Raw genomic sequence first — 19,141 nt, 5'->3', positions numbered from 1 at the left:
AGGAGGGATCCTCTTTTTTTAGATAGGGATGGACTTCGGAATAAAGAAAGGCAGGGAGACAGATGAAAAAAGCAGATAAAAAAACAAGGGATGCTCTTTTAAGAGGCTTAAAGGGCTTAAAGGAAATGCAGGAAGACATGGAAGCGAAGAGGGCACGGGGAATTTGGAAGGATATCAAACCAGGATCTACATTAATTGAAGCGCTGAGTATACTCAAGAAGGATGAAGTAGATTCGATTCGTAAAGCGTATGAATTCCAAGGGATGAGCTCACTGAAAAAAGCTGAAATGGCTTTAGAGGTTTCCATGTTGGTTCCACATTCCTTCGAGAAGATGCTTCATCGCTTGGACCAGGAAAGATATGATTTATTGAAAAGAATCATACAATCAGATGGTTTTTTAATTCTGGACCACGATTTCTCTACTAAAAAATTGACTACCCTCATGACGAGATGCCTTGTGTTTGGAAGCAGTCATAACGGACAAAAAGCATTGGTGGTACCTCAGGAGTTACAGGAGTGTTTCCGTAAACTTGACGGCCCTGCCCTCCATAAAATCATCAATAGAAATACGGAATGGATCATGCTCACAAACGGTCTTCATTATTATTACGGGGTCATGAGTAGTAAAGCACGGATCGAAACCATTGAAAGACTCGTGAGTGACCCACTCGATATTCGTGAATATTCCTCAGTTATCCATGAGTCGATGGATTATTATAAAAGAATCAGTTTTTCGTCAGCCTATGGATATAAAGACACGAGAGTAATGTACGAAGAGAAGCTCGAGAAGAGGAATCAGGCAGACTATTATCCCTTCACCAAAAAGCAGCTCATGGAAGCTGGGAAAGAAAATCATTTCGATGCTACTCCAGAAATGATCGAATTTCTTGCGTTCATCGACTACTTCTATGACATGGAAGATGAACGTCTGATCGAAATCGCGAAAAAAGTGATCACCATGATTAACCAAGAGCATTCGTTAGAGTATGTATTGGACTACCTGCAATCGTTTCTAGAAATTCCGTCAAAAGAAGTATTTGAGCAGCTGACGGATCGTCTTATAAACGTATGGAATAACACCCGTATATGGGTATTGAAGGGTTACACTCCGATTGAAATCAGATTGAAAGCAGAAAATAAACAGCCTGTAAATGTGATGAATCAAGCAGCCCCATCGAAAGTAAATGTGATGAATCAAGCAGCCCCATCGAAAGAAGAAGACTTAAATAGCAAAAAGACTGGGCGCAATGATGCCTGCCCTTGTGGGAGTGGGAAGAAATACAATCACTGCTGCGGTAGAAATTAAGGAGGCAAAAATCCCAAAGCCTAAAAAACACACCCGCCAAGCAGATGTCTGTTCAAATAGCTAAACATCTATTAATATTTCCCTTGAACAACAACAAGGAGGCAAAATCATGAACAGCAAATATAAAGAGTTAGTATCTCCCTATACATTTAAAAACGGAGTCGAATTAAAGAACCGGATCATCATGGCACCGATGACGAATTTTTCTTCGGACGAGGATGGAAACGTCACGGACGCTGAGGTTACTTACTATGCGAGACGTTCCAAGGATGTCAGCATGGTGATTACGGCATGCACATACGTAACGCCTGATGGTAAGGGGTTCCCCGGTGAATTTGGTGGGGATTCCGATGAAATGATCCCAAGCCTTGAACGTTTGGCGAAAGGAATCAAGGATCAAGGCGCTAAAGCCGTTCTCCAGATTTTCCACGGAGGTGTACAATGCCCACCTGACCTGGTTCCTGATGGGGATGTTGTGAGCGCAAGTGACGTAATGGGTGAAAATGGAGAGAAGAAAGCGAGAGGCTTATCGGAAGCAGAAATCGAGAATATCATCGAAGCCTTCGGTGAGACGACCCGCCGCGCGATTGAAGCAGGCTATGATGGTGTCGAGATTCATGGAGCGAACGGGTACTTGATTCATCAGTTCTTTTCACCGTTGACCAATCAGAGACAAGATCGTTTTGGCGGAAGCCTTGAAAATCGCATGACGTTCCCACTTGCCATTGTGGACAAAGTGAAGAGTGTGGTCGAGAAGCATGCGGATCCATCATTCCTCGTTGGATACCGTTTCTCACCAGAGGAGCCTGAAGACAATGGATTCACGATGGGGGATACCCTTACCCTTGTGGATGCACTGGCAGACAAGGATCTCGATTACCTTCATGTATCCCTGTTCGATTTCTTCTCGAAGCCAAGAAGGGGCGTTGCGGATCTGGAGAAAACAAGAATGGACTATCTGTTGGAAACGATCGGTAACCGCGCGCCTTTGATCGGGGTAGGTTCGATCTACTCTGCAGACGATGCCCATAAAGCGTTCGCGTCAGGCGTCCCGTTACTGGCTCTCGGCCGCGAACTCATCATCGATCCTGATTGGCTGAAAAAAATCAAAGAAGGAAAAGAAGATGAAATCGTGACGGAGATCGACAAAGGAAAGCAGAAAGAATTGGTCGTTCCTGATCCGTTATGGAATGCGATTGTGAACACTCCTGGCTGGTTCCCTGGAGTATAATATGAAAAAAACGTCCTGTGATTCGTTCACAGGACGTTTTCTTTTACACTGAACTTTGCTTAGATCCTTTATTCCCAGGAGCAAACCATCCTAAAAGGGCAATCCCCACGAGGACTCCATAGAAAATCAAGGTCCACACGGTGCTATGTGGGAAATCATGATCCAGCACCCCGATATCCTCATGGGCAAGGGTGATGACCGCAAGCTTCACACCGACCCAGGCGACAATGGCATAAGCCGTCGTTTCAAGTGCCGGGCGTTTTTCCAGAAGCTGAACGAACCAGGTGGCTGCATATTTGATAAGAATCAATCCTGCAATACCGCCAAGTACGACCACGATGAATTGGCCACCGTCCATGCCGCCGAAATCCCCGAGTGGTGAATCAGGCAGGCCAAGGGCAAGGGCGACAGCAGCGAGGATTGAGTCGATGGCAAAAGCAAGATCTGCCAGGGCGATTTTACCAACCGTCGGCCAGAATCCTTTGCCTGCTGCTTCTTCTTCCGTTTCTTCCTGATTCTTTTCATTGTCCTTCCCAAACTTCGCTTTGATGACATGTTTCAGACCCAAATAAAGCAGATAAGCTGCCCCGACCGCCTGAATCTGCCAGACGTTTGCGATGAAAGAAATGGCAAAGAGGGCCACAAACCGGAAGGCGAACGCCAGGAAGATTCCATATTTAATGGCTTTCTTCTTCTCCTCTTCGGATAAATGTTTTGCAATCACGGCCAGGACAAGGGCATTATCTGCTGATAATAAACCTTCGAGGCCGATAAGGACTAACAAAGTCCAACCGTATTCCAACCAAATTGATTCCAAGTGCAACTCTCCTATCTATAAGATGAAAACGGGTATTTTCACTGAAAAATTAGTTCTTAGCTTATCTTACCACTTATTTTCCATCTAATACGAATCTAAAATGGTTTTGCACCATAGGAGGTTTTCATGGTATAGTAAATTTACTAATTATGACAGGAGTGATGGGTGGACGATGAAGAACTAATCTTATTTTCGAGACGTTTGAAATTCCATATTTCAAATTAACCTAAATAGGATTAGTCTGCCCATTTTTATACATGTTTTTAGCTATTGTTCATTCGTAGCTTTCTTTGTGCGCGCAGTGCTAATCCTTCCAGAACCATTGGGAGGATTTTTTTGTTCTCCCTTGTTAAAGAGAGGGGAAGATGGTATGAGAGAAATGTTGAAATTATCGAATATAAGTTATGAAGTGATGGACAGGAAGATTTTTGAAGGGGTGAATGCCGGCGTGCAGGAAGGGGAGGTCATCGGGATCATCGGAAATAATGGTGCAGGAAAGTCGACACTGCTACAACTGATCGCAGGTGAACGGACGGCAACGGATGGGCAGATTCAATGGCTTCGTGATGTAACGATCACCATGGTGGAGCAGGAAACGGAAACCCATTCTTCGGAAGGACTGACCCCTTCTGAAAGTAAGCTACGGGAGAAATGGCAGGTGCCGAAGCATGAATACGGGGAGTTGAGCGGGGGAGAAAAGCTGAAAGCGAGACTCGCTAAAGGGTTCTCTCAACAGGCTGATCTGCTGTTATTGGATGAGCCGACGAATCATCTTGATCAAGAAAGCCTGAAATCGTTGACCAAACATATCAGGGACTACAAAGGGACCATTCTTTTCGTTTCCCATGACCGCTATTTCCTAGATGAGGCTGTGACGAAGATCTGGTCCATCGAAGGAAAGAAGCTCATTGAGCATAACGGGAATTACTCCAGTTATATGGAGGCACGAAAGCTGCGGAGGTTGACGCAGCAGCGGGAGCATGAAAAGCAGCAGAAAATGGTGGAGCGGATCGAGAGCCAGATGAAGGAACTCACCTCCTGGTCGAAAAAAGCCCACGCCGAGTCCACGAAACAGGAAGGGTATAAAGAGCATTACCGCGTCAAGGCAAAACGCATGGACACCCAGGTCAAATCCAAACAAAAGCGCCTGGAGAAGGAACTGGAGAGAACAAAAGTGACAGAGGTCGAAGAAGACCATAACGTCCGTTTCAGCATCCAATCCACACACAAAACAGGGAAACGGGTCCTTGAAGTGAAGAATCTGGAAAAATCCTTTGAGGGACGGACCTTGTTCAAGAACGTCCATTTTACCATCCAGCATGGTGAAAAGATTGCGGTCACAGGACCGAATGGAAGCGGAAAGACGACCCTGCTGAAGATCATCCTGGGAGCGGAAGCGGCAGAAGGGGATGTGTGGATGTCGCCGTCAGCGAGTATCGGTTACCTTACTCAGGAAGTGTTCGATTTGCCCCTAGACCAGACCCCGGGAGAGCTTTTTTATAAAGAAACCTTCTCGGAAAGAGGGAAAGTCCAGACGTTGATGAAGCATCTTGGGTTTCAGACATCTCATTGGAAGGAACCGATTCGGAATATGAGTATGGGGGAACGGGTGAAGATCAAGCTGATGAAATATATCCTGGAGGAAAGGGATGTCTTAATACTGGATGAACCGACGAATCACTTGGATCTCGCTTCACGTGAACAGCTGGAGGAAACCCTTTCCGAGTACAATGGAACGCTGGTCATCGTTTCCCATGACCGCTATTTTCTTGAGAAAACGACGGACATCAAGCTTGTGGTCGAAAACGAGACCATCAAGAAGGAGGTGGATGAGCCGGCATCCGAGAGGGATTACAATGAAGAACAACGGATGACACTTGAGACGGAGAGACAGGAAGTGCTGGGGCGTCTTAGTTTTATGAGACATGAGGATGAGGGATATAGAGAACTCGACAGGAAATTTATTGAATTGACTAGACGGATTAATGAGTTGAAGTAAAAAAAGGGACGTTCCGATTCGACATTGGAACGTCCCTTTTTTTATCTCCTATACCAAAAAAGTCCAGACAATACCAAAAGAGTGCTAGTGAAAGCGATTACAAACATTCCGAATTCTCAATATAATTAACCTTGAGCTTGATAACAAAGGGGGAGTAAGAGATGAGGAAAACGGTTAAAGTTGTTTCAATGTTAATGGTTCTCATTCTATTCATGGGTATGCTTGCAGCATGCAACAGTAGCAGTACGGGTGGTAAGAAGGGTGTCAGTGTAGGAATCGTCCTGCCGACAAAAGACGAACCGAGATGGGTGCAGGATGAAAAGCGCTTTAAAGATGCGTTGAAGGATTCCGAGTATACAACGGAAATTCTGTTCAGCCAAGGCTCTTCTGCTAAGGAAAAAGAAAATGTAGAAACTCTGATCAATAAAGGGATCGACGTACTGATCATCACTCCACAGGATGGTGATGCAGCAGCAGCTGCCGTGGAGTCAGCGAAGAAGGAAGGCATTACAGTCATTTCTTATGATCGTCTGATCACGAATACAGATGCGGTTGATTATTATGTGACATTCGACAGCGTAGCCGTTGGGGAAGCACAAGGACAATACTTGATCGATCATGCTGAGGGCAACAATGTACCGCTTTACCTATATGCCGGTGCAGCTTCTGATAATAATGCGTTCTTGTTCTTTGAAGGAGCATGGAAAGTCCTTCAACCGAAAATTGCAGATGGAACATTTAAAATCGCGAATTCAAGCGAAGCAGAATCGCTTAAGGATACAGCTGAGTTGAGCCGTGACGAAATGAGTAAAATCCTTGGTCAGGTGACAACGAACTGGGATCCGAACGAAGCGAAGAACAAAGCACAAACCCATCTGACAGCAGCAGGCACAGATATGAAGGGGAATGTGGCCGTTCTTGCACCGAATGATGGTACAGCCCGTTCCATTGCCGATGTATTTGCATCCGACAAAGAAGTAACAAGCTTCGTCGTCACAGGTCAGGATGCTGAAAAAGCATCTGTACAATATGTGGTCGATGGCAAGCAGGCCATGACGGTCTTCAAAGACGTACGTACGCTTGTAACGGATGCGATGGGTATTGCCGTTGACGTACTGGATGGAAAAACACCTGAAACGACAGGTTCATATGACAACGGTAAGAAAGATGTAGAAGCGAAGCAAACGGAAGTCATCGTGGTCGATCAAGAGAACGTGAAGGAAGAACTGATCGATTCAGGATATTACAAAGCGGATGAGTTTACAGGATTAAAGGAATAACAATAAGCGGGATGGTGGCCGGAAAACCGCCGCCATCCTGTATTGTCATTGTTTTTGTTAAAGGGGGTTAAGTGCGATGAATAAGTATTTGTTAGAAATGAATGATATCTCCAAGGAATTTACGGGTGTCAAAGCACTGAGTGATGTGAATTTCAAGGTGGAAGAAGGGGAGATTCATTGCTTGATAGGTGAAAACGGTGCTGGGAAATCTACGCTAATGAAAGTGCTGAGCGGGGTGTATCCGTATGGGACGTATACGGGCGACATCGTGTTCGATGGAGCCGTTCAGCAATTTAACAAAATCAGTGACAGTGTCAACACAGGGATTGCCATCATCTATCAGGAGCTGGCTCTCTTTCCGGATCTGACCGTTTATGAAAATATTTTTGCAGGGAATGAAGTGAAGATTGGAGGCTTCATTGATTGGAATCGGACCATCGTGGAGGCGCAGAAGCTCCTTAAGAAAGTGAAGCTGGATGTGAATCCCGATACTCTTGTGAGGGACCTCAGTGTAGGGAAACGCCAGCTGGTCGAGATAGCGAAGGCTTTGAGCAAAGACGTGAAATTATTGATTTTGGATGAACCGACAGCAGCATTGAATGAAGACGACAGTGAGAATCTGCTCGAATTACTGAAGGATCTGAAAAAACAAGGCATCACATGTATCATGATTTCCCACAAATTAAAGGAAGTCATTCACATCGCCGATAAGGCGACCGTTATCAGGGATGGTAAGACCATTTGCACCCTGGATGCATCTAAAGAGGAAGTATCTGAAGGGATCATCATTAAGAATATGGTGGGCCGTTCCATTGAAGATATCTATCCGAAACGACCGAATAAATCCCATGGTAAACCTATTTTGGAACTTCAAAACTGGTCTGCTTATGACCCGCAGCTTGGCAGACAGGTGATCAAGAATGTGGACCTTCATGTGAAAAAAGGGGAAATCGTCGGGATTGCGGGTCTCATGGGATCAGGTCGAACAGAGCTTGCCTTGAGCATATTCGGCAATGCGAAATCATACAAGCTTGAAGGGAACCTTGTATGGAATGACAACCTTACCACACTCAAACATACAAAGGATGCCATCAAAGCAGGAATCGCTTATGTCACAGAGGATCGTAAAGATGACGGGCTTTTCCTTTTGCAAGACATAAAAAGTAATATATCGGCTGCCAATTTAGGCGGGATCTCCTCCAAAGGGATCATCAATGATAATGAGGAAATCAAGGTGGCTGAGCGCTATCATTCTTCTCTTCATATCAAGGCATCTTCCCTTGAACAGCTCGTCGGGAACTTGAGCGGGGGAAATCAGCAGAAAGTATCCATCGGGAAATGGCTCTTCGTCGGACCGAAGCTTCTCATCCTGGATGAACCGACCAGGGGAATCGATGTCGGGGCGAAGTTCGAAATCTATACGGTGATGAACGAGCTGATCGAACAGGGACTCAGCATCATCATGATTTCTTCCGAGCTCGGGGAAGTACTCGGGATGAGTGATCGTGTATACGTCATGGCCCAGGGTGAAATCAAAGGGGAATTACAGGTGGAAGACGCCAATCAGGAAAAAATAATGGAACTTGCAACGCAATAAGGGGGTAAACACATATGAATATCTTTCAAGAAACAAGAATGCTGATTCGCGACAACATCCGTGATTACGGCATGTATATTGCGCTATTCGCTATCATACTTACATTTACGTTTATGACGGACGGCTTATTCATAACGTCCAGGAACATTAGTAATCTATTGGACTCTGCAGGCTATATCGCCGTGCTTGCTGTCGGGATGACCCTGGTCATCGTCATCCGGCATATCGATCTGTCCGTTGGATATGCGGCGGGATTCCTTGGTGCCATTGCCGCCATCCTGCTCACACAGGCAGGTCTCTCTACTTGGCTTACGATTCCGATCATTCTTATCATCGGAGCCATCGTCGGGTTGTTCAACGGTCTGCTTGTGGCCCAAATCGGGATCCCGTCTTTCGTAGCAACCCTTGCCGGAATGCTTATTTTCCGCGGGGCGCTGCTTCAGGTGACGGAGAAGACGGGCACCATCATCATTCAGGATGATCATTTTAATGCCATCGGAAACGGGTTTATCCCATCCCTGATGGAAGTAGGCGGACTCCATCTTCTATCCCTGCTTGTGGGGCTCGTCGGGATCATCCTATATATTTATAGTGAAATCTCGACAAGACGAAATAAGATCAAGTACGAGTTTGAAGTCATCTCTTCACCGATTTTTGCCTTGAAGCTCGTCTTCGTTTCCGCCATCATCGGATATGTGACTTGGATTCTTGCGGGGTATCACGGGTTTTCCTGGACGGTCATCGTCATTCTGATCGTTGTGGTCGTCTATCACTTCCTGACTTCCAAAACAGTCCTTGGCCGCCATATCTACGCCGTGGGAAGCAATCCCGAAGCGGCTCATCTCAGCGGGATCAACGTAAAGAAAATCACCTATATCGTCTTCGGGTCAATGGGGATGCTTGCTGCCCTTTCCGGTATATTGTTCACATCTCGTCTTCAATCTGCCACGACCACTGCGGGGACATTATTTGAACTGGACGCCATCGCTGCTGCTTACGTGGGAGGGGTATCATCTGCAGGTGGCGTCGGGAAAGTGACGGGTGCCATCATCGGAGCCATCGTCATGGCTTCATTGACAAGTGGAATGAACCTCCTTGGCGTCGGGATCTCCTATCAATATATGATCCGTGGAGGCGTGCTTGCAGGAGCTGTCATCTTTGATGTGATGACCCGTAAGAAAAGATAATCGAAGCAGCCGGGTTCCTTAGGAGTCCGGCCTTGTTGCGTTGTTTTTTCTCCAATAAATCAAAAGGGGAATTTGAAAAATATGAGAAAGTACTGGATCCTTCCACATCTTTCCTGTGCTATGATAAAAGTAGGAGTTTTCACCGTGGGGAAGGGGACTTGTGGGGTGCGTAAGATCCGTATTGTCGGCCTTTTAGTGGTCGTTCTTATATTGTGTCATTTAACATTTTTATCAGCAAAAAGGGTTTTCGAAGCCGACGCGCATCTACCCGGGGAGATGGGGATTTCTGGTGAAGATCGGCACAGGCTCGTGCTGATTACTCAGGATACCCGGACGCCGTTTTGGGACAAGGTAGCGAAGGGGGCGAAGCGGCAGGCAGAAGAAGAAGGTGTGAGCCTTGAAGTATGGGGAAGCTTCGGGAAAAACCAGGAGGAGTTCCTGAAAAACATTGAAATCGCCATTCAATCGAAGGTCGATGGAATCCTGATCCAGGGGACGGATACACCTGAATTCAAGGAGCTCACAAAGGTGAAGGCTTCTTTTAATGGGATTCCCGTGATAACGGTCGCCAATGATGTTCCGATGGAGGAGAGCCTGCGTCGTACATATGTAGGGTCTGATCAATATGAAGCAGGGAAGCTGGTTGCAAAAGAGCTTGTCCGTAAAATGGGGGATAGGGGCAAGATTGTCCTCATGGTGGATCGTGATCAGGAATATTATCAAAAAGAACGGGTCAGGGGCATCAGCGATGTAATGAAGGGATATCCTTCCATAGAACTTGTGGTTGGGGAAACAGGAAGGGACCGTGATCAGATCATTACGACAACGAGGGATGTCATGAACCGCTTTCCGGATATCGATGCGTTCATCTCTGTCAATGCGAGTAATCTCGGGGCCATGATCGATGAAATAAGTAAGCGCTCTCAAGAGGAGTCGTATTTTATTTATTCCTTTGACGATGGACCGGAATCATTGACCCTATTATCACGGGGGATGATCGACGGTGTGGTCGAACAGGAGCCTGAGAAAATGGGAGGGATGAGCGTCCGTCTCATGGAGGAATGGCTGAATGGCGAGACCGTTCCCCTTGATGAGGAAGGGTATCTGACCGAATTGAAGATATTGAAAGTGGAGAAGGACCAATGACAAACATCCAGAAAAAAATCCTCACCCTCACCACGGTGGTCATGATCATCATGTCCGCCATCTGGCTCGCCCTTACTTACTATAATTATAGGACGCATGAGCAATACAATGAGATTCTCAAGCGCTATCTGAACATGAATGAAGTATCAAGGGCAAGTCAGCAGGTGGTCAACGACTTGAATAACTATATGGTCGACACCAATGATAAAACCCTTAAACAATTGGAAAAAAGCAAGGAAGGGGTCGTATCGGCCAAGTCTGGTGTCTATTCCCTGCGAAACCGGGATAACGACTTTACCCTGACCAACTATCTTCACTTGATTGATAGTCTGGTAGAAACGACGGACCGATTGATCTTGTTCCAGAAAGAAAGGGATGCCGAAGCTTCTGCACAGGAGTTTGCCGAGGCAAACCGGATATCAGGCTATATCTCTGAGATGACCCTTACGTTGATAGATAAAGAATTGACGACGTACAATGTGATGTACAGGGGGATCATGGAGCAGTCGGCGGAGGTCATCAAGCTTGGGATTTGGATGCTCCTTCTCATTACTTGTCTGCTCTTGATTGCTTCCTATTGGTTCTCACTCGGGATCACGCGTCCGGTCTTTCAGCTGACGAGGGCTGCAAATGAACTCTCAAAGGGGAATTTCAGCCGGCAGGTAAAGGTGGAGGGAAGCGATGAAATCGCCTTTTTGGCAAAGACGTTCGACCGCATGAGGATCAATATCAACAATCTAATCTCAGAAATCAAGCAGAAAGCGGCACTGGAACGGGAACTTCAGGAAAGTAAGCTTCTCTTACAAGAAAGCCAGTTTAGAAGCCTCCAGAGTCAAATCAATCCCCATTTCTTATTTAATACGTTAAATACCCTTTCAAAAAAAGCGTACTTAGAAGGATCAGAAGAGACGAGCGACCTCCTGGTGAGCGTGGCGGGAATCCTTCGTTATAATCTGAAACGGCAGAACAGGTCTGTTACATTAAGGGACGAGATTCATGTACTGGAACAATATATGCACATTCAAAAAGCGCGTTTCACCGATCGATTGCAACTGCACTTGGAAGTGGATGAAGCCTGCATGGACGTTCGAATACCGGCGTTGACCCTGCAACCCATCGTTGAAAATGCTGTTATACATGCGGTGGAACCGAAAGAGGATGGGGGGACGATCTGGTTTCGCGTCCGAGAAGAAGACAGCATCATCCTTGTTGAGATACAGGATGATGGCGTGGGAATGTCGCAGGAGAAAATACGGCAGATTCTCCATGAAGAAGGATCCCATGACGGCCATTCAACAGGGATTGGCTTTAGCAATGTGGTAAAGCGGCTTCAATTATTTTATGGGTTTGAAGATGTCTTCCGAATTGAAAGTGAAGAAGGCAAGGGTACTAAAATTTCGCTGAGGATTAAAAGGGAAGGAGCAGGTACGGATGATCAAGCTTCTCATAGTGGATGATGAGCAGTTGGAACGTGAAGGAATGCAGACGATTTTACAGAAGAATTTCCCCGGGCTTGAGATTCAGCAGGCGAAGAACGGAATGATGGCTGTGGAGATGGTAAAGGAATATTGTCCTGATCTGATCTTAATGGATATTAAAATGCCCGTCATGAATGGGCTCGAGGCCATGGAAATCATCAACGTGGAACAGCCCCATATCAAATTCATCATGGTGACGGCCTATGATACCTTTTCGTACATGAAGGCAGCTATCAAGCTCGGCGTCAAGGACTATGTACTGAAGCCGAGCAAAGCTTCTGAGATCGTCCATACGATCAGCAAGGTGCTCGAACAGATTGAACAAGAGCGTGAGCGGCATGTAGAAACCCTGCATCAGAAGGAAAAATGGCAAAAGACACAGATGCTTGTTGAAACCGATGTGGTCACCCAGTTATTATTCGATCACGTCCATGACGTTCATGTCGATATGCTCATGGATATGCTCGAAATCCCTTCGTCTGAGGAAATGTTCGTGATGGTCCTGCACCTTCCTGAAGGAGGCGAAAAACAGTACTCAGCCATCCGGAAGAAAGTGTTACAAAGTGGTTGGACCGGGGCGTTATACGGCAGGCAGCTCCCCATCATCGTGTTCAGGCAGCCTGCGACAACCTTCAGGTCCCAGGCAATCGCCCTGGCAAGGGAGCTGCTTTCACTTGCTAAAGGCAATGAAAAGGAATGGTTCATCGGAATCGGAAAGGTGTATCCTTCAATGGATCAAGTGCGTCATTCCTATCAGGAAGCGATGCTTGCCACGGTTGATACACAGGTGCGAAAGAAATACCGCTTTTTCGAAGAAATCCCCCTCGAGCCCGGGAAACGGGAACAAGCCATGATGGATCAGAAGGACTTAATGGAGAAAATCAGACTGGGGAAGTGGGATCAGGTGCATGCCCGGATCATGAATTCTTTCACATTATTGGAGAAAGAGCGGACGCCCCTCGTTTACACCCAGCAGCGGACCCTTGAGGTACTGTGGATGATTTCCCGGACCTTGAGTGAATGCGGGGTCGAAACGGCTACGCCGCTTTTCACGGTACAGCCGATGGATTACCGTCAGCTGCGGGAAGAAACCGAACGGCTCTTAAGCGGCATGAAGGACTCGTATACAGAACGCTTCAACCGAATGGAGAGCGACACGTTCCAACAGATCAAACAATTCATCAAAGATCACTCCCATCAAGACATATCATTGGATTCCCTCGCACAAAAAGTGAACCTGAGCCCTATTTATATTAGTAAGATGTTCAAGGAGAAACAAGGAGTCAACTACATTGATTTCCTGACGGAGTGTCGTATGGAGAAGGCGAAAACGCTACTCGGTGACATGGAGAAAAGCATAAAGGAAATCACCTTCGAAGTGGGATACCATGATCCGAATTATTTCAGCAAGGTCTTTAAGAAAATGACCCATTATTCTCCAAAAGAGTACCGTAAGACATTGCTTGGCCAACATGCATAAAGGGGAAAAGACGTCATGGTCCATTGGAAGAAACGGATAAATATAAGTTGGATAGTGATCACTGTGCTGATACTGGCTGCATGCGTTCAGAGGGATCCCGTCGAACAGGTGCATAAGGAAGAAGAGAAAGCCTCTCCCGACGTCGTGAAGATCGGATTCTCCATGGATACACTCGAGGAAGAACGATGGGTGAGGGATCGTGATTTATTCAAACAGGCCGTTGAAGACCTGGGGGCAGAAGTGGAAATCACGGAGGCAAGAGGAAACGATGCCCTTCAAGTCCTTCAGGCAGAAACGTTGATCAGTCAGGGAATCGATGTGCTGGTCATCGTCCCTTATAACGCGGAAGCCGCGGCGGCCATCGTGCAGAAAGCCCATCGCGCCGGCATTAAGGTGGTTTCGTATGACCGGCTTGTGAAAAATGCCGACATCGATCTGTATGTCTCATTTGATAACGAACGGGTAGGGGAGATCCAGGCAAAGGCCCTTACAGAACGTGTCCCTAAGGGGAAGTATGTGTACATTGGAGGGGCCGATACCGACTACAATGCCCACCTGATGAAAAAAGGCGTCTTCAGCGTCCTGGACTCTCTAATTGACCAAGGGGATATCCAGATCGTCTATGATCAGTGGACAGATAACTGGCTGCCCGGAAACGCCTACTCCAATATGAAAGAGGCCCTGACAGCCAACCACAATAAAATAGACGCAGTCATTGCAGCCAATGATGCAACCGCCGGAATGGCATTGAAGGCACTGGAAGAAGCAGGCCTCGAAGGGAAAGTCCCCATCGCAGGACAAGACGCAGAGCTTGCCGCAGCTCAAAGGATCGTTCGCGGTACACAAACAATGACCGTCTACAAACCGATCAACACCCTTGCCCGTGAAGCGGCATCCCTTGCCATCGCACTCGCCAAAGACGAATACATCGACACCGATAAAAAAATCAACAATGGTAAAATCGAAGTCCCATCCGTCCTCCTTGAACCCATTGCCGTAAACCGGGACAACCTCGATCGCACCATCATTGCGGATGGTTTTCATTCGAGGGAGGACGTGTATAAGTGATTCTGTGCGTGAAAAGCATCCGAATATCGGGTGCTATTATTTTTTATAGAAACCGATGGAAAATCGAGCTTCTCATCAAGAAAGGGGGAAGAACTCTGCAAAAATAGCACTTTCATAATTTTTCCAATTCCGTTATACTCAACATAAATGAATGGAATGGGGGATGGGGAAATCGTGCGAAAAATGGCTTTTATGTTCCTGACAGGTTCTTTACTCTTTGCAGGGTGTTCGAATACAGAACAGGCAGATGCATACACCGTGAAGGAAGCAACTGACAATGGTGACACGCTCGTGGATGAAGAAGGGGAAGTAACCAATCTGGACAAACTATTGCGTTTTGTAGATGGGGTACAGGAGAAGAAAGAGTCTGAAGTGACGGTATCCAACTTTTTCAACAACCAGGTAAGTGTGAATAAAATAACGTACGATGGAAATAAAGTCAACTATGTGTTGAAGACCGGTACCGGGGAAGAAAAGAGAAGTGCGGTTTGCGACGGAATAGAAGAAAGGACCGGATTCATCTCTTTGCAGGGGTGTGACGGGGAAGAGGATGCCATTGGGATCGTGCAGGTTTCGGAATATAAAGTAAATAAGGCAAGGGCTTCGATGAAAGACTGAACGGCAGCATCCATATTCGGATGCTTTTTTTAAATAGAATCGGCATAGAATGGTGTTCGTTAAGGTTTAGGGGGATAAAAAGAGGGGTGAGAAGCTTGAGTATAGGGTGGATGAGGCGTCAGTAGAAGGGGATTACGTCATTATTTTAATCATTGATTTTTTTAACAAAAAATTCCAACTGATTCATTAGGATCAACTTCTCTAAGTTACAACAAAATGTCATACGGCATACCCCGCCTCGAATATGATGTCTAAGTGAGCCTTTTTCACAATCCCTTATCCATCTGGTATATAATGAATCTATCACCTTCAGGAGGTACATATGAAACCGCAAAACTATGAAAATCACAGCAAGGTCGATCCGGTGTTTCATGTAGGGATTGCCCTGTCAGCCCTTATCACCCTTATTTTGACGATTACATTTTTCGTGAAGAATGTGGGCACGGAGACATTGCTTAGCTTTGTCGTACTACTGGTCGTGATCACATTGATCCTGGTCGGGGTGAGACTTCGGACATATGCCCTTCAAGTTCAGGACCGGGTGATCCGTGCGGAAGAGCAATTCCGTTACTACCGTCTCACAGGGAATGAAATGGATAGCCGACTATCCCTGAAGCAGATCATCGCACTCAGGTTTGCTCCGGATGAAGAATTCCCGGCGTTGGTCGAACGGACACTGGCGGAAAATTTAACACCCAATGACATTAAGAAAGCTGTACAGAATTGGCGTGCAGATCATCATCGCGTATAAACAACAAGGATTGGACCGCTCATTCATGGGCGGTTACGTTTTTTTAGAAGGAGGCTCGTTATGCCGAACGAAATCATGGTGGATGTAAAAGATTTAGTGAAAAGATATGGTTCCTTTACGGCGGTGAAGGGAGTCCGCTTTCAGGTGGAGAAGGGGGAAATCTTCGGATTGCTCGGGCCGAACGGGGCCGGGAAGACGACGACGATCGAGATGCTCGTGGGACTCCGAAAGCCGGACGCGGGGACGGCAAGCTTAGCCGGCTTCGACGTGCGGAAAGATGTGAATAGGGTGAAAGAAGTGATTGGGGTCCAGCTTCAGTCGACCTCACTGTTTGAATTGCTCAAGGTGGAGGAAATCCTTCATTTGTATGCGAGCTTTTATCCGAAAAATGTGGACATCGATCAATTGATCGAAGATATGCTGCTGACGGAGAAGCGGAAGGACCGGATCAAGGGACTGTCAGGCGGGCAGAAGCAGCGTCTGGCGATTGCCCTGGCACTGATCCACGATCCGAATATTGTATTTCTCGACGAACCGACGACGGGACTGGATCCTCAGGCAAGAAGAACGCTGTGGGATATTGTGCTGCGACTTAAAGAGCGGGGGAAGACGGTGATCCTGTCAACTCACTATATGGATGAAGCCCATGTGCTCTGCGATCGGATCGGCATCATGGACCAGGGGGAGCTCATCGCCCTCGATACACCTGGAAATCTCGTGAAAACGTTACAGTCGACAAGCACGATTGAATTCCATCTGGACAATCCTCCTGAACAAGTTTGGTTCATGAAGATGGAGGGAGTGGAAGAAGTCGCCATCAAGGATTCATTCGTCCAGCTTTACACCGATGAACTGCAAAGGGCGTTGACGTCCTTGATTACCTTATCGACAGAGCATGATTTGGAAATCGAGGACCTCCAGACGCGTCAGGCGACGCTCGAGGATGTCTTCATTCATATGACAGGAAGGAGGCTGAGGGAATCATGAGAGCGTATTGGCAGCTGACACTGGCACAATTGCGGATCTTTGCACGAAACAAACAAGTATTGTTCTTCACACTGCTCTTCCCGGTCATCCTGATGGTAGCCCTCGGATCATTCGCAGGCGGAGGGAACTCGGTAACGCTCTCGGTGGGGATAATCGACAGTGATCAAACCGATGCCTCAAAGGATTTAAAGAACTTATTCTTAAAAAATGATGGAATTGAAACCGAGAAATTTGATACTGTCAAAACGGGAAAAAAAGCCGTGAAAAACGGTGATATCCAGCTTCTGATCACAATCCCGAAAGGATATGGGGAAAACGTGAAGGACAGGGACGAAGCGTTCTCGATTCCCGTCTACTATAACGAGAAAAACCTGACAACCGCGGAGCTTGGACTGACGGTTGTAAACGGAATCATCGATCAATACAGCAAGGAACTCGTCGATTATAAGCCTGTCGTCACGGTCGAGAAAGTCGGGATCGAGGCATTGAACATTCGCTATGTCGATTTCCTCGTACCGGGGATCGTGGCCATGATGATTATGAGCAACAATATGAACGGGGTGGCCGGTCAAATTTCTGCCTGGCGTGAACGGGGCATCCTCCGCCGCATGCAGGGAACGAGGCTGAAGGCATCCACCTTCATTGCAGCCCAAATCACGGCACGACTGATGCTGAATGGGACCCAGGCCCTCCTTGTCGTACTGATTGCCGATCTTATTTTTGACATTAACGTAGCTGGCTCATGGCTTGCGATGATCTTCTTCATCATCCTTGGGACCCTGGCGTTTATGTCTCTCGGCTTCATTATTGCGGGTATGGCGAAGAACCCGGAAAGTGCAGGGCCGATTGCGGGCTTCGTGACGTTTCCGATGCTGTTTCTTGGCGGTGTGTTCTTCCCGATCAACAATATGCCGGACATCATCCAACCCATCGTGAAGGTGCTGCCGATCGCTCACCTCAGTTCCGCGCTGAGGGGGACGATGAATCTCGGGACACCGTTTTTGGAGCTTGGAACGGAGACACTGGTCCTTGGAGCTTGGCTCGTTGGCGGGTTTGCATTGGCTAGTTATGTGTTTAAGTGGGAATAGAGAGAGCTATTCAACAGATAAGTTAACAATGTCTTCCAAAGTGGAATAGTGATACGGGAAATGTTATAATTTTACTAATAGATGCATATACTAATTACTACTTTTGTTTGAAAAGGGTGATGGGTATGTGTGAGAAGGAGGATGGTAAAATGACTACTGAAACAGTTTCTCAACAATATACATTGGATGAGGATGATTCCAGAAAAATTATTTCCTCTCCACGTACGGTGATTAAGAGTACAGGTGTATTTAACGATCTAAAGCTTAACAAAACCGATAGAATACAAAACGCTGAAAGGATCCTGAACAAACGAAGATGCAAGTAGTCAGTTTAACTAGTTTGTTACAGGCAGGTCGAGACGAGGACGAAGTTTATAACTACCTAAGTTCGTTTCAGTGTAAGTATTATCTTTTTAAGATTCTTATAGATTTAGAGTGTAAAAAGGATACATAAAAAGTCCAATCGGATCTACCCGACTGGACTTTTTTCATGCCCTCTTCTCCAAATCCTTCGCTGTCTCACTCATCTGCACGTCGTTTCCTTCTTTGTAGGTTCCAAACAACACATCGACAAATGGGGTGGAGACCCCGTACCAATAGTTCTCATTCTTATAATGGTGGAGGAGATGCGTCTTTTTGAGCCAGCGGCCGAACCGCGTCTTCGGCTTCATGGGACGGTGAGCGACGTAGTGTTTCCATTCATATACAAAGAACATGAAGAGAATCCCGGTGGTGAAAGCAAGGGTGAATGACATCGAACCGGTCAGGAAATAAAACAACAGACACAGGACAAAGAGGTTGGGTGCGCTGTACCAGATCGGCAGAAAGAGCAGCTTCAGGTCATTCGGCTTCTTATGATGATCATAGTGCAGGCGCTTGATTAAATTCAGTAAAAAAGGGTTCTTCGGTGACTTGATGTGAAAGAGGAAGCGGTGGGTGAGGTATTCGCTGAACGTATAGGTGACGATCCCGACGGCAAAAAATAAGAAGCTGAATAGGGATAGCTCCTTCGTGAACAAAAAGCCGAGTACCACGAGAAAAATGCCCACCATGACTAAAATATCAAAGTGTAAAAAGAAATCCCGATACAATCGATTCTTTTTCATC

The 19,141-nt window shown here is 46.6% G+C and carries 17 protein-coding genes; 15 read left to right on the top strand and 2 right to left on the bottom strand.

Annotated features, from left to right (window positions below; all coding sequences use genetic code 11):
* Positions 1–62: 62 nt before the first annotated feature.
* Positions 63–1,307, top strand: a complete 1,245-nt coding sequence (locus tag ACSQ2E_RS19780; protein WP_435993415.1) for a YecA family protein — start codon at positions 63–65, stop codon at positions 1,305–1,307.
* 109 nt (positions 1,308–1,416) lie between these two features.
* On the top strand, positions 1,417–2,538 hold the full coding sequence (locus tag ACSQ2E_RS19775) for an NADH-dependent flavin oxidoreductase (protein ID WP_435993413.1): 1,122 nt from the start codon (positions 1,417–1,419) through the stop codon (positions 2,536–2,538).
* Positions 2,539–2,581: 43 nt separating this feature from the next.
* Here ACSQ2E_RS19775 and ACSQ2E_RS19770 read toward each other — a convergent pair whose 3' ends face one another.
* Positions 2,582–3,355, bottom strand: coding sequence for a TerC family protein (locus ACSQ2E_RS19770; protein WP_435993411.1), 774 nt, complete (start codon positions 3,353–3,355; stop codon positions 2,582–2,584).
* A gap of 370 nt (positions 3,356–3,725) precedes the next feature.
* Here ACSQ2E_RS19770 and abc-f point away from each other — a divergent pair, with 370 nt between their 5' ends.
* The 13 genes from abc-f to ACSQ2E_RS19705 all read left to right on the top strand — a co-directional run bounded on the left by abc-f (position 3,726) and on the right by ACSQ2E_RS19705 (position 18,360).
* Positions 3,726–5,354, top strand: a complete 1,629-nt coding sequence (abc-f, locus tag ACSQ2E_RS19765) for a ribosomal protection-like ABC-F family protein (RefSeq protein ID WP_435993409.1) — start codon at positions 3,726–3,728, stop codon at positions 5,352–5,354.
* A 188-nt stretch (positions 5,355–5,542) separates the two neighbouring features.
* The gene (locus tag ACSQ2E_RS19760) at positions 5,543–6,634 is read left to right on the top strand and encodes a sugar ABC transporter substrate-binding protein (protein ID WP_435994657.1); all 1,092 of its coding nucleotides are present in this window, start codon (positions 5,543–5,545) and stop codon (positions 6,632–6,634) included.
* 76 nt (positions 6,635–6,710) lie between these two features.
* Positions 6,711–8,231 (top strand): ATP-binding cassette domain-containing protein, encoded by a 1,521-nt coding sequence (locus tag ACSQ2E_RS19755; RefSeq protein ID WP_435993407.1) that lies wholly within the window; start codon positions 6,711–6,713, stop codon positions 8,229–8,231.
* A gap of 14 nt (positions 8,232–8,245) precedes the next feature.
* Entirely contained in the window at positions 8,246–9,418 is a 1,173-nt protein-coding gene (locus tag ACSQ2E_RS19750; protein WP_435993405.1) for a sugar ABC transporter permease, read from the top strand.
* A gap of 165 nt (positions 9,419–9,583) precedes the next feature.
* Entirely contained in the window at positions 9,584–10,564 is a 981-nt protein-coding gene (locus tag ACSQ2E_RS19745) for a sugar ABC transporter substrate-binding protein (protein ID WP_435993403.1), read from the top strand.
* The gene (locus tag ACSQ2E_RS19740; RefSeq protein WP_435993401.1) at positions 10,561–12,021 is read left to right on the top strand and encodes a sensor histidine kinase; all 1,461 of its coding nucleotides are present in this window, start codon (positions 10,561–10,563) and stop codon (positions 12,019–12,021) included. Before ACSQ2E_RS19745 ends, ACSQ2E_RS19740 begins: the two co-directional genes overlap by 4 nt.
* Entirely contained in the window at positions 11,996–13,522 is a 1,527-nt protein-coding gene (locus ACSQ2E_RS19735) for a response regulator (protein WP_435993399.1), read from the top strand. The genes ACSQ2E_RS19740 and ACSQ2E_RS19735 overlap by 26 nt, the downstream gene beginning before the upstream one ends.
* A 15-nt stretch (positions 13,523–13,537) precedes the next feature.
* The gene (gene xylF, locus ACSQ2E_RS19730; RefSeq protein WP_435993397.1) at positions 13,538–14,590 is read left to right on the top strand and encodes a D-xylose ABC transporter substrate-binding protein; all 1,053 of its coding nucleotides are present in this window, start codon (positions 13,538–13,540) and stop codon (positions 14,588–14,590) included.
* Positions 14,591–14,764: 174 nt separating this feature from the next.
* The gene (locus tag ACSQ2E_RS19725) at positions 14,765–15,208 is read left to right on the top strand and encodes a hypothetical protein (RefSeq protein WP_435993395.1); all 444 of its coding nucleotides are present in this window, start codon (positions 14,765–14,767) and stop codon (positions 15,206–15,208) included.
* A 322-nt stretch (positions 15,209–15,530) separates the two neighbouring features.
* Positions 15,531–15,959 carry a DUF6526 family protein gene (locus ACSQ2E_RS19720; protein WP_435993393.1) on the top strand — a complete coding sequence of 143 codons (429 nt, stop codon included), beginning with the start codon at positions 15,531–15,533 and terminating at the stop codon, positions 15,957–15,959.
* A gap of 60 nt (positions 15,960–16,019) precedes the next feature.
* Positions 16,020–16,946: an ABC transporter ATP-binding protein gene (locus ACSQ2E_RS19715; RefSeq protein ID WP_435993391.1), complete on the top strand. Its 927-nt coding sequence runs from the start codon at positions 16,020–16,022 to the stop codon at positions 16,944–16,946.
* Positions 16,943–18,034 (top strand): ABC transporter permease, encoded by a 1,092-nt coding sequence (locus tag ACSQ2E_RS19710; RefSeq protein ID WP_435993389.1) that lies wholly within the window; start codon positions 16,943–16,945, stop codon positions 18,032–18,034. Before ACSQ2E_RS19715 ends, ACSQ2E_RS19710 begins: the two co-directional genes overlap by 4 nt.
* 149 nt (positions 18,035–18,183) lie before the next feature.
* A complete protein-coding gene (locus tag ACSQ2E_RS19705; RefSeq protein WP_435993387.1) occupies positions 18,184–18,360 on the top strand; it encodes a hypothetical protein in 177 nt (58 codons plus the stop codon).
* A gap of 162 nt (positions 18,361–18,522) precedes the next feature.
* On the opposite strand, the gene ACSQ2E_RS19700 is transcribed toward ACSQ2E_RS19705, so the two are convergent.
* Complete coding sequence (locus tag ACSQ2E_RS19700; protein ID WP_435994655.1) at positions 18,523–19,140, bottom strand: sterol desaturase family protein; 618 nt, start codon at positions 19,138–19,140, stop codon at positions 18,523–18,525.
* Position 19,141: the final 1 nt, after the last annotated feature.

The organism is Rossellomorea sp. LjRoot5 (genome assembly GCF_964253455.1).
In the GTDB taxonomy this organism is placed as follows: Bacteria; Bacillota; Bacilli; order Bacillales; family Bacillaceae_B; genus Rossellomorea.
The sequence above is the reverse complement of the archived record's forward strand: the minus strand, read 5'-3'. Positions and strand labels throughout refer to the sequence as shown.